The sequence below is a fragment of the Chromobacterium sp. IRSSSOUMB001 genome (genome assembly GCF_023507765.1).
In the GTDB taxonomy this organism is placed as follows: Bacteria; Pseudomonadota; Gammaproteobacteria; order Burkholderiales; family Chromobacteriaceae; genus Chromobacterium; species Chromobacterium haemolyticum.
Window position 1 is genome coordinate 406,753 of sequence record NZ_JALCYU010000001.1, and the last position, 18,851, is coordinate 425,603.

Here is an 18,851-nt window from a genome sequence, read left to right on the forward strand (position 1 = left end):
GTAAGCAAGGCTTTTTTGCGTCTCGGCGGTCGAACAAAAGCCGCCCGGCGCGTCGGCGCCGGGCGGCTTTGGGCACTGCGAAGCAAGAGGACGCTTAGGCGCGCTTCTTGAATTCGTTGGTGCGGGTGTCGATTTCAATCTTTTCGCCGGTGTTGACGAAGGCCGGAACCTGAACTTCGAAGGTGGTGCCCACCAGGCGAGCCGGCTTCAGCACTTTGCCGGAGGTGTCGCCGCGCACGGCCGGTTCGGTGTATTCCACTTCGCGGATCACGGTGGTCGGCAGTTCAACGGAGATGGCCTTGCCGTCGTAGAAGGTCACTTGGCACACTTCTTCCATGCCGTCGACGATGTAGTTCAGCGTGTCGCCCAGGTTGTCGGCTTCCACTTCGTACTGGTTGAATTCGGTGTCCATGAACACGTACATCGGGTCAGCGAAGTAGGAGTAGGTGCAGTCCTTGCGGTCCAGCACGATGACGTCGAACTTGTCGTCTGCGCGATATACGGCTTCGCTGCCGGCGCCGGTCAACAGGTTCTTCATTTTCATTTTCACAACGGAGGCGTTGCGGCCGGATTTGCTGAATTCAGCCTTCTGCACGACCATCGGGTCGCTGCCTACCATGAATACGTTGCCGGCGCGGAGTTCTTGTGCGGTTTTCATTACTAAAAGTCCCAAACTCTTGATTGAAGTCGGAAAAAAGGTTTCCGAAAAACGGCGTATTTTAGCCGATTTCCCGGACAAAGTGCAGTAGTCTGTCGCCCAGATCACCGTCCGCCAGCAATTTTTCCGGCCAGATGGCGGCGTGTTCGCGCCATGCGGGCAGCCAGGCGGCCAATTCCGTCCATGCGGCGGCCATATCGGCGCCGTGGTTCCAGGCATGGCTGGCGGCTGTCAGCGCTTGCGCCGCTCCGACGGGCAGCGCCGCGCCGTACTGTGACAAAAAGGCATCAAGCTTGGCCAGATGGGCGTCGTCGTCCTGCGGATAGATGTGCCAGAGAAACGGCCGGCCGGCCCATTGCGCGCGCACGAAGCTGTCTTCGCCGCGCACCAGATTGAGGTCGCAGGACCACAGCAGCAGGTCGTAGCTGTCCTGGTCGGTCATCGGCAGCACCTTGACCGTCAACTGGCCCTGGCGCGCCAGCATGCCGGCGCGCAGAGGGTGGCCGAAGACGCGGGCCGCGTCCGGCAACGCCTTGCCTTCCGGCAGCAGGCAGGTCACCGGCCGCTCGCCCAGCGCCCAGGCGGCCAGCAGGCTGGTGACGGCCGGGTTTTCATAGGCGAACAGGCTGACCCGCCATTCGTTCGCCGCTGGTTCCGGCAGCTCCAGCAACTGCCAGTAGGCGCATCGCGCCAGCGCGTCGTCCTGCCATTGGCGGCGGACGTCTAGCAGGCCCTGCTCGCAGATCAGGCCGCCGGTGTCGGCGCCGAAGCCGGGAAAGAAGAAGTGCTTGGTCAATGGCAAGCGCGGGTGCGGCGAGGGCTGGCGGTGACAGCCGCGGGTCCAGTCTTCCGCCGACAGGTATTCCAGATTGATCCATACCGGCTTGACCGCCTTGGCGGCCATCGCCTGTTCAAAGCGCTCCGGCAGCCGGCAGCCGAAGGCTTCGATCACCACGTCGGCGGGCACGGTATCGTCGGGAGGGCCGTCCGCCGGCCAGTGGCGGATGTCGATGTCGGCCAGGCGCTGGGCCGGCAAGGCCGGGTCCAGCTCCGGCGCGATGCGGGCGAAGCTGGCCAGGTCGTCCACCCACAGCCGCACTTCCAGGCCGAAGTCGTGGGCCAGCCGGCGCGCCAGCCGCCAGGCGACGCCGATGTCGCCGTAGTTGTCGACCACGGCGCAGAAAATATCCCAGTGTTTGCGTTCCATTGGCGGTGCCGCGCGTGAAAATGGCGGCAGCTTAGCACGCCGCCGCGGGTTAATGAAAAACCCCGCGCCGGAGCGCGGGGTTGCAAGCAAGTCGGCGCAACGCAGCATCAGGCGTTTTGCGCGCGGTGATCGCTTTTAGAAGATGGACATCCACAGGCCGGCGGTAGTCGCGGTCATGAAGCCCGCCATCACCGCGGCGGCCAGCGCGCGCATGCCGATCTGGGCCAGTTCCTTCTGTCGCGACGGGGCCAGCGCGCCGATGCCGGCGACGCAAATGCCCACCGAGCTGAAGTTGGAGAAGCTGGACAGCGCGAAGGTGGAAATCAGGATGGCTTGAGGCGACAGGGTGCCGGCGGCCTTCATCTTGGCCAGGTCCAGGTAAGAAATGAACTCGTTGACCACGATCTTTTGGCCCAGCAGGCTGCCCACTTCCAGGGTTTCGTGCCAGCTCACGCCCATCATGAAGGCGAACACGCGGAAGGCCTGGCCAAACAGGTATTGCAATGTCAGCCCGTCGAACACGCCGTTGGTGGAGGCCTTGATCATCTCGTTGACGCCCAGCGCCGCGCCGATGCCGTCCTTCACGACGAAGTTGGCCAGCGCGATCATGGACACAATGGCCAGGATGATGGTGGCCACCGCGGCGGCCATCTTCATGCCGGACATCGCGCCGTTGACGATGGCGTTGATGAAGCTGCCCTGATCGTCTTCCTGGCTGTAGTCCAGCTTGTCGCTGGAGGTATGGCCGCGATCGGTTTCCGGGTAGATGATTTTGGCGAATACCGCGGCTGCCGGCGCGTTCATGAAGGAAGCCATCAGCAGATAGGTGGCGAACTTGGCTTGTTCCGCCGGATTGCTGCCGCCGAGGAAGGCGACATAGGCGGCCAGTACGCCGCCGGCCAGCGTGGACATGCCGGCAATCATCACGCAGGCCAGCTCGGAGCGGGTCATGTGCTTGATATAGGGGCGGATCAGCAGCGGGGCCTCGGTCTGGCCGAGAAAGATGTTGCCCGCCACGGTCAGACTTTCCGGGCCGGACAGCTTCATGCTGCGTTTCATCACCCAGGCCATGCCGGCCACCACGCGTTGCAGGATGCCCAGATGGTAGAGCAGGGCGCTGAAGGCGGAGAAGAAGATGATCACGGGCAAGACCATGAAGGCGAACAAGAAGCCCATGCTGCCGTTGGGTTTGGCCAGGTCGCCGAACACGAAGGTGGCACCTTCGCCGGAGAAGGTCAGTACTTTGGCGAAGCCGGAGCCGAAGGCTTCGAACACCGCGCGCGCGGCCGGTACGTAGTTGATGACCAAGAACAGCGTGCTTTGCATGATCAGACCGATCAGCACGATGCGCCAGTTGATGGCTTTGCGATTGGTGGACAGCGCATAGGCGGTGCCCAGCAGGAACAACATGCCGACGAGAGCTTGTAAGGTATTCACGAACAACCCTGAGATGAAGGTGCGGAAGCTGACCGGCTGGCGCATGGCGCCGGGCCAGGCGGATCCAACGATTATTAGATGATGATTAGCTAATATTGCTCAAGGTGCGCGATTTTACAGCAAAAATCGGAGAACGAAAGCGATTGAAGCGCTTTGTCCTTGATTTTATTCGATTTGGGTGAGGGTTCGGTCCGCTGCGGGACAATGGGGCGCACCGCGGCGGGTCGGAAAAAACCGGCGCACGGACGGCGCCGGGAGTGGTTTGGACGGGTGGACGGCGCTTTAATCGCCGCGCGGAGCATCGCCACCGCCGCCGTCCTTGGGCTTGTCGTCGTCCATCAGAATGCGATGCGCCGGGCCTTCCATATCGTCGAACTGGCCGTTGCGGGTGGCCCACCAGAAAATGCCGCCGATGACGAAGGCCAGCACCAGGCTGAGCGGAATGAGCAGATACAGGCTTTCCATCAGGATTTCCGTTTGACCAGTCGGAGGGCGTTGCCGACTACGATGAGAGAGCTGGACGCCATGCCCAGGCTGGCGATCCACGGCGTAACGTGGCCGGTGATGGCCAAGGGCAGCGCCACGATATTGTAAGCGGCGGCCCACCACAAGTTTTGACGTATCACAGACAAGGTCTTGCGAGACAGTTCGAAAGCGCTGGCGATTAGCCCCAGCCGGTCGCCAATCAGTACCATGTCGCCGCTGGCGCGCGCCACGTCGGTGCCGCCGCCCATGGCGATGGATACGTCGGCCTTGGCCAGCACCGGCGCGTCGTTGATGCCGTCGCCCACCATCAGCACGCGCTTGCCGGCGGCTTGCAGCCGGCCGACGTAGGCCAATTTATCCTCTGGCGCGGCGCGGGCGATATGCGCGTCCATGTCCAGCTGGCGCGCCAAATTGGAGACAGGGCCGGCGCCGTCGCCGCTGAGCAGATGCACGCGCAGGCCGTGCTGTTTCAGCTGGCGCAACAGCGGCGCGGCATCGGCGCGCACGGCGTCGCCGATGGCGAACAAGGCGACCAGTTCCGTTTCATCAGCCAGCGCGATCAGGGTTTTGTCGCCGTGCCAGTCTGCGGAAGGAAGAGGGCAGCCGCCCAACTGAGCGGCGATGAATTCCGGCGAGCCTATGCGCCAGGCGCGGCCATCCAGTTGACCGGTCACGCCCTGGCCGGGGTGGTTGCGCAGCGCTTCCGCCGCCTGCTGCGGGCCGTCGCCGGCGGCGGCCAGCAAGGCGCGCGCCACCGGGTGCTCCGAACCCTGCTCCAGCGCCGCCGCCGTGGCCAGCGCCGCCGCCGCGTCGCGGCCGGGCGCTGTCCAGCTGTCCAGCAGCCGCATATCGCCATGGGTCAGGGTGCCGGTCTTGTCGAAGACCACGTCGCTGATCTTGGGCAGGGTTTCCAGCGCGTGGCCGCGGGTGGTCAGCACGCCCAGCGCCGCGAGGTGGCCGGAGGCGGCGGTCAAGGCCGCCGGGGTGGCCAGCGACAGCGCGCAGGGACAGGAAATCACCAGCACCGCCACCATGATCCACAGCGCGCGGTCCGGTTCGATGTAGTGCCAGCCCAGGTAGGTGCCGGCCGCGGCCAGCAGCAGCAACGCGACGAACCAGCTGGCGAAGCGGTCGGCGATCACCGCCAGCCGCGGCTTCTCCGCCAGCGCCTGATCCAGCAGCCGCACGATGCCGGCCAGCCGGGTGTCCTGGCCGGTCTGTTCCACCCGCACCACCAACGGGCTGGCGGTGTTGACGCTGCCGGCGATCACCGCTGCGCCGGCGTCCTTGCTCACCGGGCGGCTTTCGCCGGTCAACAGCGCTTCATTGCTGGCGCTATGGCCGTCCAGCACCAGGCCGTCGGCGGGAATGGTCTCGCCGGGTTTGACCAGAATCACGTCGCCGGGGCGCAACTGCGCCACCGTGGTTTCCTCGCTTTGGCGGTTATCCGGCCAGCCGGTCAGGCGATGAGCGAAGGCGGGGATCAGCTTGACCAGGCTTTCCGTGGCCTCGCCGGCTTTGCGCCGGGCGATGCCCTCCAGGTAGCGGCCGCCCAGCAGCAGGAACACGAACATCGACACCGAGTCGAAGTAGACGCCGTGTTCCACTTTGTTGATCAGCGCCCAGAAGCTGGACAGGAAGGCGGTGAGGATGCCGATGGTCACCGGGGTGTCCATGCCCACGCGCCGGGTTTTGAGATCGCGCCAGGTGGCGCGGTAGAAGGGCACGGCGGAGTAGAGCACCACCGGCAGAGTCAGGATGAAGCTGGACCAGTGCAACAGCCATAGAAAGTCCGGCGTGATCTCGCCGTCCGGCGCCAGATAGATAGGCACCGCGTACATCATCACCTGCATCATGGACAGGCCGGCGGCCCACAGGCGGTTGATCGCCTGCTTGCGTTCTTTCTGGTTCAGCGCTTCTTGGCGCTCGGCGTCGTAGGGGTGGGCGCGGTAGCCGATGGCGCTGACCGCTTCCAGGATGGCGGACAATTGAACCCGGCTATTGTCCCAGCGCACGCGGGCGCGGTGATTGCTGTAATTGATGTCGACACTGACGATGCCGGGCAGCTGGCGGATGTGCTGCTCGTTGAGCCAAACACAGGCGGCGCAGGTGATGCCTTCCAGCATGAGGGAGGCTTCTCGCAGGTTTTCCGCTTCAAAGCGCACAAAGCTGCGCTGCAGCTCGTCGGAATCGTAGAGTTTGATCTGCTCCAGCAGCTCGAGCGGCACCGGTTCGGCCTGGCGCGCGCCCTCGGTGCGGTGCTGGTAGTAATCGGACAGGCCGGACTGAATGATGGTGACGGCTACCGCCTGGCAGCCGGCGCAGCAGGTGGGCTGATCGACTTCGCGGTATTTGACCGGGAACTGGACGTCGGGCGGCACCGGCAGGCCGCAGTGGAAGCAGTTTTCACTCATGATGGCCGATTGTAATCAATCCGACCGCGTTTGGCTTGCGCTAGCGTGTTGGAATAGGCCGCGTCAGCCCCCATTCTGGGGCTGCTGGTCTGAGGCGGGAGCCGCTTAGGCGGTGCGCAGCTGCGGTTCGACGCCGCGCAAGCTCAATTGCTTCAGAATGCGGTTCAGGATCACGCCGTACATCGGCAGGAAGAACAGCAGGCAGATCAGCAGCTTGAAGCTGTAGTCCACCAGCGCGATCTCCACCCAGTTGGCGGCCATGAAGGGATCGCTGCTCTGGTAGAAGGCGATGAAGAAGAAGGCCAGCGTATCGCTGATATTGCCGAACAACATGGCCGAGGCGGGGGCGATCCACCAGGTTTTCAGCTGGCGCAGGCGGTTGAATACCTGCACGTCCAGGATCTGGCCCAGCGCGTAGGCGGCGAAGCTGGCGACGGCGATGCGGGCGACGAACAGGTTGAAGCTGGTCAGCGCGGCGGCGCCTTGCCAGGCACCCTGATAGAACAGGGTGGAGATCAGGTAGGAGATCGCCAGCGCCGGCAGCATCGCCGCGAAAATGATGCGGCGGGCCAGCGGCGCGCCGAATACGCGCACGGTTAGATCGGTGGCCAGGAAAATAAAGGGAAAGGTGAACGCGCCCCAGGTGGTGTGGAAGCCGAACACGGTGATCGGCAGTTGCACCAGGTAGTTGCTGGACGCGATGATGGCGATGTGGAACAGAGACAGCCACAGCAGCGCGGACAGCCGCTGTTGGCGGGTAAAGCTAAACATGATGTCGGCCTTTTTATTTGGATGGGGTGAGGGAACCCAATGCAGATTCGGTTGGCCCGGTCCGGCGAGGCTGGAACAGGGCAAGGGCGCAGATGATACGCGTCCGCGTCCGCCTTGGCAAAGGTATTTGACATTGCTAATCAGTCGCTTGAGAGCGAAAGGAGGGGGTATGTTGGCAGTCGTGCAGTCGGCTCCGGGCGGAGTCGACACCCTGCGCTTGGACGAGATCGCGCCGCCGCTTCGCGGCGCCGGGCAGCTATTGGTGCGGGTCATGGCCGCGGGGGTCAACCGCGCGGACCTGGCGCAACGCGCCGGGCATTACCCGCCGCCACCGGGCGCCAGCCCAATTCTGGGCCTGGAAGTGGCCGGGGTGGTGGAGGAGGCGGATGCGGGCTCGCGCTTCCAGCCCGGGGACGCGGTGTTCGGCCTGATTGGCGGCGGCGGCTACGCCGAATACGCGCTGCTGGACGAGGCGCTGGCCATCGCCAAGCCGGACTGGCTGTCCTGGGTGGAGGCGGCCAGCCTGCCCGAGGCCTGGATGACGGCCTGGTTCAATCTGGTGGAAAAGGCCGGCTTGCAGGCCGGCGAGACCGTGTTGGTGCACGCCGGCGCCAGCGGCGTGGGCGCGGCGGCGATCCAGTTGGCTGGTCTATTGGGCGCGCAGGCCTACGCCAGCGCGGGCAGTGAGGAGAAAGTGGCGTTTTGCCGCGAATTGGGCGCGGCGCAGGCGTTCAACTACCGGCAGACGCCGGCCTTCGGCGCCTTGGTCAAGGAGTGGGGCGGCGCCGACGTGGTGCTGGACCCGGTGGGCGCCAGCTATCTGAACGACAATGTCTCGGTCTTGAAGCCGGATGGGCGGCTGGTCAATATCGGCCTGCTGGGCGGGGCCAAGGCGGAGTTGAACTTGGGCGCGCTGCTGATGAAGCGCATTGCTGTGATCGGTTCCACGCTGCGGCCGCAGCCTTTAGAAGTGAAGGCGCGCTTGGCGCGGGCGGTGGAGGCCCGGGTTTTGCCAGCCTTGGCGCGGGGCGAGCTGCGTCTGACGCTGGACTCGACCTATCCCTTGACCCAGGTGGCCGACGCGCACGCCTATGTCGAGGCCAACCGCAATCTGGGCAAGGTGGTGTTGACGCTGTTTCCGGTGCTGGCGGGCTGAGCGGGTTTGGGACGAAAAAAAGCGCGCCCGAGTGGGCGCGCTTTTGCGTTGGGGAAGGGGGCTGATCGCTTCTTGGAACGTGTTTACGATCTCGCGAGCAAGAGCGAGACAAGGCGAAAACGACCGAAAAAGCGGAATGTACGGTTGGTACATGAGCATTTTGAGGGTGTTTTCAACGCTGTATCGCCGAAGCGCAGCAGATCGTAAACAGGTTCTTAAGCGTGCATCCGGTTCAACTGACGCGCGATGATGTCGTGGTTCAGCCACAGCACCGGGCCGGCGGGCGCGGCGGCTTCGTGGAACATCAGCGGGCCGGTGGCGTCGATCACCAGGCTGCTCAGGTGGTCGGTGATCAAGGCCTTCTTGTCCTGGTGCATATCCACGATGGCGTCGGACGTGCCTATCATCACCTCGGCCAGCTCCGGGCTGTTCGGCATCGGCCAGGCGTCGAAATTGCGGAAGCCGCGCATCACCTCGCCGCTATTGAGCGCGTTTATTTTTTCCAGCACTTCTTCCAGCGTGTGGCCGTCCTGCAGCAGCGCGGCGCAGGCCTGCCATTGCGCGTCGGCCCAGGCGCCGCCGTCCTCGCGCTTCAGCGCGCGTAGCAGCGCCAGTAGCGGCAGCTCCACGCCGACGAAGATGTCCGAGGAGTTGGTGCGGATTTCCGGGCAGTTGAACACCGTGGCCTTGATGCCTTGTTCCCAGGCGGCGCGGGCGACGTTTTCCAGGCGCATCTTGGCGTAGCCCTGGGTGTAGTTGGTGTAGGTCTGCCACTGGTAGTCGCCGTCGATCAGGATCTCGGTGCCGTGGTAGCCGTAGGCGGTGTAGCGCACCTGGCCGCCGGCGGCTTCCAGCCGGTCGCGCAGCGCGGCGCTGCCGTCTATCAGGTGCTGGAAGGTGTTGGCGGTGACTTCGTCGAAGTTCTGCAGGATCAGCTTGCCCAGATCGCTGTCCAGCAGCGCCTGGGTGGACAGGAAGCGCTCGCCGCGGCCTTTGTAGACGCGGTTGGCGATGGCCAGGAAGACCTTGGCTTTGGGAATGCCGCCGGCCATGGTATGGGCGAAGAACACGTTGCGGCCGTCGGCTATCATGCCTTCCAGCTGGGCCATCGCTTGGGCGACGCCGTCCTTGAAGCGCCGCACGCCGATCTGGCGGCATTGTTCGATGTGCTCCCAGTCCAGCTTGTCGTCCTGCCAGCTTTTCAGGGTCAGCGCGGCCAGCAGTTCGGTCGGCGTCGGCGCGCCGTCTTGGTCGAAGCCGGCCATCAGCGGCACATTGATAACGCGGCCGCCGAGGTTGGCCTCGGCCGCGGCCAATTCTTCTTCGTTCAGCGGGCGCAGCTGGTTGTTTTCGTCGCGGCGGCCCACGGTCATGCCGATGATGTCCATGCCGGCCTTGCGCGCTTCGTTGATCAGGCCGTTGGCGTAGCCGCGGCCGAACAGTTCGCCGAACAGGACGAAGACGTCGCCGGGGCGGAACAGATTGCTTTGCGGAAGCTGTCTCAGGGCGCTTGTTTTAGCCATGTCTTTTAGTCTTTCTTGATGTGGGCCGGCGCGGCGCATATTGGCGGGGCCGGTCACTTGGATATATTGGAGTGATTGCTCGGATCGGGGGCATTTTACCCGCGATCCGGTTTCAGGTGTTCAGTTGGACGGCAACGGCGACAGCGCTTCTATCAAGGCCACTTCCTGCGCGTAGCTGAGCGCCTTCATCTTGGTCAGGAGCTTTTCCCCGTCCACCTTCCATTGCTGGTCCAGCTCTTCTTCGATGATGCGGGTCTCCACCGCCAGCCACACGCCGCGGCAGGCGGCGGCGTCGTCGAAGTGCACGCCTTTCAGCACCTGGGCGATCAGGTGCAGTTCCGGGTCGCTGAACTGGCGCGACAGCAGCGCCTGTTCGCGGCGCACGATTTCGGCGTAGCGGTCGCAGATCTGCCGCACCCGCGCGGCGTCGCCGTAGTGGGCCGGCTCGTCGTCCGGGGCGCTCAGCGCGCCGTGCTGGAACCAGGCTTCCAGCGCCGGCTTCAACTGCGGCAGGTCCTCGTGCCATACGCGGGTCAGTTCTTCGCGGAAGCGGGCGTCGTCGGTGAAGGACAGTTCGTCGAAAGGCATGGCCGGCACCACGCCTTCGTCCAGCGCGCGCTTGCCTACCCAGATCCGGCCTTCTTCGTCGCGGCTGACCGCGGCGCGCCAGACCGCCTGCTCTTCAGTGGCCAGGTTGTCGACATGGATTTCGATGTAGGGCGGGGCGATGTCCTGCTCCTCGTCCTCGGTGACGAAGCGCAGCGTGATGTCGAACAGGCTGTGCTTGGAGATCTCCAGTAGTTGCAGTCCGTCTTTGTGGCCGGCCAGCAGGTAGCGGTCGCCATTGTCGTAGACGGCCACGTCTTCTATGCCCGCGGCCGGCTTGATCAGCGTGGCGGACAAGGCGTCTGCCAACTGGTTGGCGTCGTTGTGCTGGACGGCGTAGCCGGTGCGGTAGGCCTCGTGCTCCTTCCATAAGGCGTTCCAGTCGTACATAGCGCGTTTCCTCGTCGAAAATCGGTTTGCCGCGCAGTGTACGCAAAAGCCCAACGCTTGTCGTCCGCCGGAATTTTTGGTAGGGACTGTTTTTTGTGCTATTATCCAGCGATTTTTCTGTATCCATCCTCCTCCAAAAATGACCCGACAAATTCGCAATATCGCCATCATCGCCCACGTCGACCATGGCAAGACCACGCTTGTAGACCAACTGCTGCGTCAATCCGGTACCTTCCGCGAGAACCAGCAGGTGGACGAGCGTGTAATGGACAGCAACGATCTTGAAAAAGAACGCGGCATCACCATTCTGGCCAAGAACACTGCCATCGAATACGAAGGCGTGCACATCAATATCGTCGACACTCCGGGACACGCCGACTTCGGCGGCGAAGTTGAGCGCGTGTTGGGCATGGTGGACGGCGTGCTGCTGCTGGTTGACGCCGTAGAAGGCCCGATGCCGCAAACCCGTTTCGTTACCAAGAAAGCGCTGGCGCTGGGTCTGCGCCCTATCGTGGTGATCAATAAGGTGGACCGTCCGGGCGCGCGTCCGGATTGGGTGGTGGATCAGACTTTCGACCTGTTCGACAAGCTGGGCGCGACTGACGAACAGCTGGACTTCCCGATCATCTACGCTTCCGGCCTGAACGGTTTCGCCAAGCTCGAGCTGGAAGAGGTTTCCGACAATATGCGCCCGCTGTTCGACACCGTGCTCAAGCACGTGCCGACCCCGCCGGGCAGCGCCGACGCGCCGCTGCAGCTGCAGATTTCCGCGCTGGACTACTCCACTTACACTGGCCGCCTGGGCGTGGGCCGCGTGCTGAACGGCCGTATCAAGCCGGGTCAGCAAGTGGTGGTGATGAACCATGACGATCAAGTGGCTTCCGGCCGCATCAACCAGGTTCTGGGTTATCAGGGCCTGGACCGCGTTCCGGTTGAAGAAGCCGAGGCGGGCGACATCATCATCATCTCCGGCATCGAGGATATCGGCATCGGCGTGACCATTTGCGACAAAGAGCAGCCGGTAGGCCTGCCGATGCTGTCCGTGGATGAGCCGACGCTGACCATGGACTTCATGGTGAACTCCTCGCCGCTGGCCGGCACCGAAGGCAAGTTCGTGACCTCGCGTCAAATCCGCGATCGTCTGACCAAGGAGTTGCTGACCAATGTGGCGCTGCGCGTGGAAGACACCGGCGACTCCGATGTGTTCCGCGTGTCCGGTCGTGGCGAACTGCACCTGACCATTCTGCTGGAAAACATGCGTCGCGAAGGTTTTGAAATGGCCGTGGCCAAGCCGCGCGTGGTGTTCAAGGAGATCGACGGCCAGAAGTGCGAGCCGTACGAAAACCTGACCATCGACCTGGAAGACGATCACCAGGGCGGCGTGATGGAAGAAATCGGTCGTCGCCGCGGCGAACTGACCAATATGGAATCCGACGGCAACGGCCGCACTCGCCTGGAGTACCATATTCCGGCGCGCGGTCTGATCGGCTTCCAGTCCGACTTCATGACCATGACTCGCGGCACCGGCTTGATGAGCCACGTGTTCGACGACTACGCGCCGGTCAAGCCGGATATGCCGGGCCGTCACAACGGCGTGCTGATCTCGCAAGAGAACGGCGAAGCGGTGGCTTACGCGCTGTGGAAGCTGGAAGACCGCGGCCGGATGTTCGTGGCCCCGGGCGAGAAGCTGTACGAAGGCATGATCATCGGTATTCATAGCCGCGACAACGATCTGGTGGTGAACCCGGTCAAGGGCAAGCAGTTGACCAACGTGCGCGCCTCCGGCACCGACGAAGCCGTGCGTTTGACCACGCCGATCAAGTTGACCTTGGAGTCCGCGGTGGAGTTTATCGACGACGACGAGTTGGTGGAAATCACGCCGAAGTCCATCCGCATCCGCAAGCGTTATCTGAACGAATCGGATCGTCGCAAGATGGCCAAAGCCAACGCCGCGTCCTGATTCGGGCTGGCCTTGCAAAAACCGCCGTTCCCTTGATGGGGGCGGCGGTTTTTTATTTGTCAGAGGTCTAGGGTGGCGAGTCTTTGCCGGCAGGTGTGTGCTTCGGTTAGGATGCGCTCGAACAGCTCGGCAACGCTGGGCACATCGTCGATCAGGCCCTGGGCCTGGCCAATCAGCTGCACGCCTTTGTTGTGGTCGCCGTCCTCTATCGCCAGCCGGATGGATTCTGTGGCGGCGCCGAACTGCGCCAGTTGCCGCAGTGCTTGGGGTTGGCTCAGCAGGCCGCCCAGCACGACTTTGGCGATGGGCATGCCCAGCTTGCGCGCGGCGGCGCTGGCGCGCCAGGCGGCGGCCAGCAGGCTGAGCGGCTTGCGCGTGGCTTGGCGAGCGGCGGGGGTGTCCATCACTCGGCACCACAGGCCGTCGAAGTTCTTGGAGTACAAGGTGTCGGCCACGCCGCGTTGCCGAATCATCTCCTTGGTGCGCTGGTGCACAGGGCTTTCCTTGCTCATGGCCAGTCGCGTGCCCATTGCCACGGCATCGGCGCCCAGCGCCAGCGCGGCAATCAGTCCCTGGCCGTCGGCAAAGCCCCCGGCTGCGATGATGGGTAAGGCGCTGGCCTTGCGGATGGCCGGGATCAGTGCCAGCGAGGTGACGGCGCCGCCGTGGGCGGCGGCCTCGTGGCCGGTGACCAGCAGGGCGTCGGCGCCGGACGCTTCCGCCGAGTGCGCGTGCTTTTCCGTCACCACGGTGGCGATGGCCTTGCCGCCGTAGGCGTGAGCGCGTTCAATCAGCCAATCGCCCTTGCCCAGCGAAAAATTGATCACAGGCACGCGTTCTTCCAGGGCGACCATGGCGTTTTCCTTGGCGCCTGGCATCATGAGCGTGCAGCCGACGCCAAAGGGCCGGTCGCTCAGTTCGCGCACGCGGCGGATGGCTTGTCGCGTCAGTTCTGGCGTCAGCGGGCCGGTGGCGAGTATGCCCAGGCCGCCGGCGTTGCCGACGGCGGCCACCAGTTCCGGGGTGGCGATGTAGCTCATGCCGGGGCAGATCAGCGGGCGCTGGATGTCGAGCAGTCGGGTAATGGCGGTTTGCATGGGGCGGGGCTCGCTTTACAATATCGGTCGGTCGGGGGTTGGCGGGCGCAATGGGCTGGACCCGGCGCTGTCATTGTTGTCGGCTTTGCCGGAAAATTCAAACGATTGTTTAAATATGCTGCTGATCGTGTTGCTGGGCTGGCTTTACGTGGTGCTGATGCTGGCGGTGGCGCAGCACAGCGTGCTGGCTTCGCTGTCCACGCTGTTCTTCCTGGGCGTGTTGCCCACCTTTTTTGTGGCGCGGATGACGCGGCGCAAGCTGCGCCGCCAGCGTGAAAAAGCCCGCGAGGCGCGCGACGAGGCTTGAGCGCTCCGCCGTCCGGTGTTAGAATCCCGCGTCCCTTGCCATCCTGGCGGGGGAAAATCATCTATTACGCACATCCGCGCCAAAGGGTGCCTCGTTTCGAGGTTGTCTGCGCGGATGGAGGCTTAACCCTTTAAGGAGTTTTTGCATGTCCACCAACGTTACCATGCGTCAAATGCTTGAGGCCGGCGTTCACTTCGGCCACCAAACCCGCTTCTGGAACCCGAAGATGGCTAAGTACATCTTTGGCAGCCGCAACAAGATTCACATCATCAACCTGGAAAAGACTCTGCCGCTGTTCGTGGAAGCCCAGGAATATGTGCGTCGTCTGGCCGCCAACAAAGGTTCCATCATGTTCGTGGGCACCAAGCGTCAGGCTCGTGAGATCGTACGTGAAGAAGCTGCCCGTTGCGGCATGCCGTTTGTTGACCACCGCTGGCTGGGCGGCATGCTGACCAACTACAAGACCGTGAAGCAGTCGATCAAGCGTCTTGAAGAGAAGCGCGCCATTCTGGAATCCGCTGGCGATACCGGTTACAACAAGAAAGAACTGCTGGACCTGCAACGCGAAGTCGACAAGCTGGAGCGTTCGCTGGGCGGCATCAAGGATATGAAGGGCCTGCCGGACGCCATCTTCGTTATCGACACTGGCTACCAGAAGGGCACCATCGTCGAAGCCAAGAAACTGGGTATCCCGGTTATCGGCGTTGTTGACACCAACAACACCCCGGACGGCATCGATTACGTGATCCCGGGCAACGACGACTCCAGCCGCGCCATCCGTCTGTACGCTCGCGGCATGGCCGACGCGGTGCTGGAAGGCCGCGCCCAGTCTCTGCAAGAGATCGTGGCTGCTGAATCGGCTCAAGCCGAGTAAGCAGACGAAAAGGGGGCGCAAGCCCCTTTTTTTAGACCCACGTAATCAAAATCATTAGGAGTGCGAAGTATGGCGGAAATTACCGCAAAAATGGTTTCGGATCTGCGCGCGGCTACCGGCCTCGGCATGATGGAATGTAAAAAAGCTCTGGTGGAAGCCGAAGGCGACGCTGCCAAAGCTGAAGAAATCCTGCGCATCAAGTCCGGCAACAAGGCTTCCAAGATGGCTGGCCGCGTGGCCGCTGAAGGCATCATCGGTTCCTTCGTTGAAGGCGGTGTTGGCGCCCTGGTGGAAGTCAACTGCGAAACCGACTTTGTTGCCAAGGACCCGACCTTCCTGGCTCTGGCCGCCGCTGCCGCCAAGGCGGTTGTGATTGCCAACCCGGCTGACGTGGAAGCGCTGTCCGCTGTGGAAATCGACGGCCAGTCCGTTGAAGACATCCGCAAGGCCGCCATCGCCAAGCTGGGCGAGAACATGACCATCCGTCGTTTCGTTCGCTACCAGACCGAAGGCGCTATCGCCACCTACCTGCACGGCGCCAAGATCGGCGTGATCGTCGACTTCGCCGGCGAAGAGCAAGTGGGCAAGGACGTGGCCATGCACATCGCCGCTTCCAAGCCGATCTGCGTATCCAAGGATCAGGTTCCGGCCGAAACCCTGGAACAAGAGCGCAAGATCTATACCGCTCAGGCCGCCGAATCCGGCAAGCCGGCCGACATCGTCGCCAAGATGGTGGAAGGCCGCGTCAACAAGTTCCTGGCCGAAGTGACCCTGATGGGCCAACCCTTCGTCAAGAACCCGGACGTGACCGTTGAAAAGCTGCTGGCAGAGAAGAAGTCCTCCGTCAAGGCGTTCGCCATGTTCGTAGTGGGCGAAGGCATTGAGAAGAAAGTAGTAGACTACGCCGCTGAAGTGGCTGCAGCCGCCAAGCTGTAAGATCTCAGTCGCGAGACGTATTGACGGCACCCTGCCTAGCAGGGTGCCGTTTTGCAAACTAAAAACCGAATATCCAGCCAAACCGAGGTTACCATGAGCCAAGTTCCTGCCTATAAACGCATCCTGCTGAAACTGTCCGGCGAGGCCCTGATGGGCGATGACAACTATGGCATCAACCGCACCACGATCGAGCAAATCGTGGGGCAGATCAAGGAGGTGGTGGAGCTTGGCGTGCAAGTGGGGGTGGTGATCGGCGGCGGCAACATCTTCCGCGGCGTGGCGCCGGCGGCTGCGGGCATGGACCGCGCCACCGCGGACTATATGGGCATGATGGCGACGGTGATGAACGCGCTGGCGCTGAAGGATGCGATGACCAAGGCTGGGTTGATCGCGCGAGTGCAATCGGCGCTGACCATGCAGCAGATCGCGGAACCTTATGTGCGCGGCAAGGCGATGCAGTACCTGGAGGAGGGTAAGGTGGTGATCTTCGCCGCCGGCACCGGCAACCCTTTCTTCACCACCGACACCGCCGCGGCGTTGCGCGGCATGGAAATGAACGTGGACATCATGCTGAAAGCCACCAAAGTGGACGGCGTGTACACGGACGACCCGAAAAAGAACCCGGACGCGATACGTTACCAGACCTTGACCTTCGACGAGGCGATCTCGCGCAATCTCAAAGTGATGGACGCCACCGCCTTCGCGTTGTGCCGCGACCAAAACCTGAACATCAAGGTGTTCAGCATCTTCAAGAGCGGTGCGCTGACCCGGGTCGTGCTTGGCGAAGATGAAGGCACGCTGGTACACTGCTAAGTTTGAAAATTGCTGAAGGCGAAAGCGGCAATGGCCGTTTTCGCCTTGTCTTTTTAAGTTTCGATTTGGAGTAGACATGATTAACGACATCAAGAAATCTGCCGAGCAGAAAATGCAGAAGTCGCTGGAAGCGTTTAAGACCGACCTGAGCAAAGTACGCACCGGTCGCGCCCATACCGGCATTCTTGATCATGTCATGGTGGACTACTATGGCAGCGACGTACCCATCAGCCAGGTGGCCAACGTGACGCTGGTGGACGCACGTACGATCGGCGTGCAGCCCTGGGAAAAACCGATGCTGGCCAAGATCGAAAAAGCGATCCGCGACTCCGACCTGGGCCTGAACCCGGCCTCCATGGGCGAGATCATCCGCGTGCCGATGCCGATGCTGACCGAAGAGCGTCGCAAGGACCTGATCAAGGTGGTGCGCGGTGAAGCCGAGGGCGCGCGCGTGGCCGTTCGCAATATCCGCCGCGACGCCAATAACGAGTTCAAGAACCTGCTCAAAGACAAGGCCATCACCGAGGACGACGAGCGTCGCGGCCAGGATGAAATCCAGAAGCTGACCGACAAGTACACTGTCGAAATCGACAAGGCCCTGGCCGCCAAGGAAGCCGACCTGATGGCCGTCTAAGGAGCGCCGTACCTTGTTTGCAAGCTCTACCAAGGATGTGCCGGAGGTGCGTTCCGTGCCGCGGCATATCGCCATCATCATGGATGGCAACGGCCGCTGGGCCAAAAAGCGTTTTCTGCCGCGGGTGGCCGGCCACAAGCGCGGCCTGGACACCGTGCGCGAGATCGTCGGAGCCTGCAAGGAACTGGGGGTCGAATGCCTGACCCTGTTCGCCTTCTCCACCGAGAACTGGCGGCGTCCGCAGGAGGAGGTGTCCTTCCTGATGGACCTGTTCATTCGCGCGCTGGAGCACGAGGTGAGCAAACTGCACAGCAACAATATCCGTTTGCGGGTATTGGGTTCTCGCGAGCGTTTCAGCGCTGATCTGCAGGAACGCATCCTGCGCGCCGAGGAAAAGACCGCCGGCAACGATGGTCTGGCCTTGAACATCGCCGCCGATTACGGCGGCCGCTGGGATATTCTCAACGCGGTCAACAGCCTGATCGCAGAGGGCGTCACCCATATCGGCGAAGAGGCGCTGACCCAGCGTCTGTCGATGCCGTGGGCACCTGAGCCGGACCTGTTCATCCGTACCGGCGGCGAGCAGCGCATCAGCAACTTCTTGCTGTGGCAGTTGGCTTATTCCGAACTGTACTTCACCGAAACGCTGTGGCCGGACTTTGATCGCGCGGCGCTGGAAATCGCCATCGGCTCCTACCAGTGCCGCGAGCGCCGGTTTGGACGCACCAGCGAACAATTGCCCGAGCATCTGCGCCGGGATGGGCGCTAAGCCATGCTGCTGACACGCGTTCTGACCGCTCTGGTGTTGTTGCCGCTGATGCTCGCAGCGCTGTTTCTATTTCCGGCTGAAGCCTGGGCCGGCTTCTCCTGGCTGATCATCGTGCTGGCCTTGTGGGAATTCAGCCGCATGGCCGGCATGGCGGGTGCAGGCAAATGGCTGTATCTGGCCGTTAGCAGCGCGCTGGCCGCGGCCGCCTGGTTCGGCCATTACCGGCTGGGCCCGGTTGAGCACGCGCTGACGCTGGCGTTCTGGCTGCTGTTGGTGCCGTGCTGGTTGGCCAAGCGTTGGCGCATCCGCCAGGGGGCGACGGCCTGGCTGCTGGGCTGGCTGCTGATGTTGCCGGCCTGGTTCGCCTTCCTGGAATGGCGGCCGCACCCTGGAGCGGCGGACGCCTTCGCCTTGCTGGCGGTGATGGGCTTGGTGTGGGTGGCGGATATCGCCGCTTATTTCTCGGGCAAGGCGTTTGGCCGACGCAAGCTGGCGCCGTCCATCAGCCCGGGCAAAAGCTGGGAAGGGGTGTACGGCGGCGTGATCTGCGTGGCTCTGTACGTGGCGCTGGTGGATCATCTGGGCTGGATAGACATCGGCTTGCCGATTTGGGCGCTGTTGTTGTTGGCGCTGCCGCTGAGCGCGGTCAGCGTGATGGGGGATCTGCTGGAATCCTGGTTCAAGCGGGCGTCGGGTATCAAGGACAGCAGCCGGCTGCTGCCCGGTCACGGCGGCGTGTACGACCGTATCGACAGTCTTATCGCCGTCCTCGCCGTCAGCAACGCGCTGCGCGCTCTGGGCGGCATGTAACCG

Annotated in this window: 18 protein-coding genes; 9 read left to right on the forward strand and 9 right to left on the reverse strand. The window is 63.0% G+C overall.

Features of this window, described 5'->3' with window-relative positions:
- Positions 1–94: 94 nt before the first annotated feature.
- From efp to MOV80_RS01860, 6 genes are all read right to left on the reverse strand, one after another.
- A complete protein-coding gene (efp, locus tag MOV80_RS01835) occupies positions 95–658 on the reverse strand; it encodes an elongation factor P (protein WP_019103034.1) in 564 nt (187 codons plus the stop codon).
- A gap of 61 nt (positions 659–719) precedes the next feature.
- Positions 720–1,865 carry an elongation factor P maturation arginine rhamnosyltransferase EarP gene (earP, locus tag MOV80_RS01840; protein ID WP_118266986.1) on the reverse strand — a complete coding sequence of 382 codons (1,146 nt, stop codon included), beginning with the start codon at positions 1,863–1,865 and terminating at the stop codon, positions 720–722.
- Positions 1,866–2,000: 135 nt separating this feature from the next.
- Positions 2,001–3,302, reverse strand: coding sequence for a nucleoside transporter C-terminal domain-containing protein (locus MOV80_RS01845; RefSeq protein ID WP_039755819.1), 1,302 nt, complete (start codon positions 3,300–3,302; stop codon positions 2,001–2,003).
- A 282-nt stretch (positions 3,303–3,584) separates the two neighbouring features.
- Entirely contained in the window at positions 3,585–3,767 is a 183-nt protein-coding gene (gene ccoS, locus MOV80_RS01850) for a cbb3-type cytochrome oxidase assembly protein CcoS (protein ID WP_043591501.1), read from the reverse strand.
- On the reverse strand, positions 3,767–6,202 hold the full coding sequence (locus tag MOV80_RS01855; protein WP_118266988.1) for a heavy metal translocating P-type ATPase: 2,436 nt from the start codon (positions 6,200–6,202) through the stop codon (positions 3,767–3,769). The genes ccoS and MOV80_RS01855 overlap by 1 nt, the downstream gene beginning before the upstream one ends.
- A 105-nt stretch (positions 6,203–6,307) precedes the next feature.
- On the reverse strand, positions 6,308–6,973 hold the full coding sequence (locus tag MOV80_RS01860; protein WP_019103029.1) for a 7-cyano-7-deazaguanine/7-aminomethyl-7-deazaguanine transporter: 666 nt from the start codon (positions 6,971–6,973) through the stop codon (positions 6,308–6,310).
- Positions 6,974–7,142: 169 nt separating this feature from the next.
- On the opposite strand from MOV80_RS01860, the gene MOV80_RS01865 reads away from it, so the two are divergent.
- Positions 7,143–8,129, forward strand: coding sequence for an NAD(P)H-quinone oxidoreductase (locus MOV80_RS01865; protein ID WP_118266991.1), 987 nt, complete (start codon positions 7,143–7,145; stop codon positions 8,127–8,129).
- A gap of 215 nt (positions 8,130–8,344) precedes the next feature.
- Here MOV80_RS01865 and MOV80_RS01870 read toward each other — a convergent pair whose 3' ends face one another.
- Positions 8,345–9,652 (reverse strand): hypothetical protein, encoded by a 1,308-nt coding sequence (locus MOV80_RS01870; protein WP_118266994.1) that lies wholly within the window; start codon positions 9,650–9,652, stop codon positions 8,345–8,347.
- A gap of 120 nt (positions 9,653–9,772) precedes the next feature.
- The gene (locus MOV80_RS01875) at positions 9,773–10,648 is read right to left on the reverse strand and encodes a hypothetical protein (protein WP_043594517.1); all 876 of its coding nucleotides are present in this window, start codon (positions 10,646–10,648) and stop codon (positions 9,773–9,775) included.
- Positions 10,649–10,787: 139 nt separating this feature from the next.
- Here MOV80_RS01875 and typA point away from each other — a divergent pair, with 139 nt between their 5' ends.
- A complete protein-coding gene (typA, locus tag MOV80_RS01880; RefSeq protein ID WP_043594514.1) occupies positions 10,788–12,608 on the forward strand; it encodes a translational GTPase TypA in 1,821 nt (606 codons plus the stop codon).
- A 59-nt stretch (positions 12,609–12,667) separates the two neighbouring features.
- Here typA and MOV80_RS01885 read toward each other — a convergent pair whose 3' ends face one another.
- Positions 12,668–13,705 (reverse strand): nitronate monooxygenase, encoded by a 1,038-nt coding sequence (locus MOV80_RS01885; RefSeq protein WP_118266997.1) that lies wholly within the window; start codon positions 13,703–13,705, stop codon positions 12,668–12,670.
- Between the two features lie 115 nt (positions 13,706–13,820).
- On the opposite strand from MOV80_RS01885, the gene MOV80_RS01890 reads away from it, so the two are divergent.
- From MOV80_RS01890 to MOV80_RS01920, 7 genes are all read left to right on the forward strand, one after another.
- The gene (locus MOV80_RS01890; protein WP_118266999.1) at positions 13,821–14,012 is read left to right on the forward strand and encodes a hypothetical protein; all 192 of its coding nucleotides are present in this window, start codon (positions 13,821–13,823) and stop codon (positions 14,010–14,012) included.
- A gap of 145 nt (positions 14,013–14,157) precedes the next feature.
- Positions 14,158–14,886: a 30S ribosomal protein S2 gene (gene rpsB, locus MOV80_RS01895; protein ID WP_048411249.1), complete on the forward strand. Its 729-nt coding sequence runs from the start codon at positions 14,158–14,160 to the stop codon at positions 14,884–14,886.
- Positions 14,887–14,955: 69 nt separating this feature from the next.
- A complete protein-coding gene (gene tsf, locus MOV80_RS01900; protein WP_019102340.1) occupies positions 14,956–15,822 on the forward strand; it encodes a translation elongation factor Ts in 867 nt (288 codons plus the stop codon).
- 93 nt (positions 15,823–15,915) lie between these two features.
- On the forward strand, positions 15,916–16,635 hold the full coding sequence (gene pyrH, locus MOV80_RS01905) for a UMP kinase (protein ID WP_019104408.1): 720 nt from the start codon (positions 15,916–15,918) through the stop codon (positions 16,633–16,635).
- Positions 16,636–16,711: 76 nt separating this feature from the next.
- Positions 16,712–17,269 (forward strand): ribosome recycling factor, encoded by a 558-nt coding sequence (gene frr, locus MOV80_RS01910; protein ID WP_019104407.1) that lies wholly within the window; start codon positions 16,712–16,714, stop codon positions 17,267–17,269.
- A gap of 13 nt (positions 17,270–17,282) precedes the next feature.
- A complete protein-coding gene (locus MOV80_RS01915) occupies positions 17,283–18,038 on the forward strand; it encodes an isoprenyl transferase (RefSeq protein ID WP_019104406.1) in 756 nt (251 codons plus the stop codon).
- Between the two features lie 3 nt (positions 18,039–18,041).
- Positions 18,042–18,848, forward strand: coding sequence for a phosphatidate cytidylyltransferase (locus tag MOV80_RS01920; RefSeq protein ID WP_019104405.1), 807 nt, complete (start codon positions 18,042–18,044; stop codon positions 18,846–18,848).
- Positions 18,849–18,851: the final 3 nt, after the last annotated feature.

Bases quoted from the DNA above. Each gene is read 5' to 3' on its own strand.
- efp (WP_019103034.1), bottom strand. From the start codon at position 658: ATGAAAACCGCACAAGAACTCCGCGCCGGCAACGTATTCATGGTAGGC.
- earP (WP_118266986.1), bottom strand. From the start codon at position 1,865: ATGGAACGCAAACACTGGGATATTTTCTGCGCCGTGGTCGACAACTAC.
- ccoS (WP_043591501.1), bottom strand. From the start codon at position 3,767: ATGGAAAGCCTGTATCTGCTCATTCCGCTCAGCCTGGTGCTGGCCTTC.
- MOV80_RS01855 (WP_118266988.1), bottom strand. From the start codon at position 6,202: ATGAGTGAAAACTGCTTCCACTGCGGCCTGCCGGTGCCGCCCGACGTC.
- MOV80_RS01860 (WP_019103029.1), bottom strand. From the start codon at position 6,973: ATGTTTAGCTTTACCCGCCAACAGCGGCTGTCCGCGCTGCTGTGGCTG.
- MOV80_RS01865 (WP_118266991.1), top strand. From the start codon at position 7,143: ATGTTGGCAGTCGTGCAGTCGGCTCCGGGCGGAGTCGACACCCTGCGC.
- MOV80_RS01870 (WP_118266994.1), bottom strand. From the start codon at position 9,652: ATGGCTAAAACAAGCGCCCTGAGACAGCTTCCGCAAAGCAATCTGTTC.
- MOV80_RS01875 (WP_043594517.1), bottom strand. From the start codon at position 10,648: ATGTACGACTGGAACGCCTTATGGAAGGAGCACGAGGCCTACCGCACC.
- typA (WP_043594514.1), top strand. From the start codon at position 10,788: ATGACCCGACAAATTCGCAATATCGCCATCATCGCCCACGTCGACCAT.
- MOV80_RS01885 (WP_118266997.1), bottom strand. From the start codon at position 13,705: ATGCAAACCGCCATTACCCGACTGCTCGACATCCAGCGCCCGCTGATC.
- MOV80_RS01890 (WP_118266999.1), top strand. From the start codon at position 13,821: ATGCTGCTGATCGTGTTGCTGGGCTGGCTTTACGTGGTGCTGATGCTG.
- rpsB (WP_048411249.1), top strand. From the start codon at position 14,158: ATGTCCACCAACGTTACCATGCGTCAAATGCTTGAGGCCGGCGTTCAC.
- tsf (WP_019102340.1), top strand. From the start codon at position 14,956: ATGGCGGAAATTACCGCAAAAATGGTTTCGGATCTGCGCGCGGCTACC.
- pyrH (WP_019104408.1), top strand. From the start codon at position 15,916: ATGAGCCAAGTTCCTGCCTATAAACGCATCCTGCTGAAACTGTCCGGC.
- frr (WP_019104407.1), top strand. From the start codon at position 16,712: ATGATTAACGACATCAAGAAATCTGCCGAGCAGAAAATGCAGAAGTCG.
- MOV80_RS01920 (WP_019104405.1), top strand. From the start codon at position 18,042: ATGCTGCTGACACGCGTTCTGACCGCTCTGGTGTTGTTGCCGCTGATG.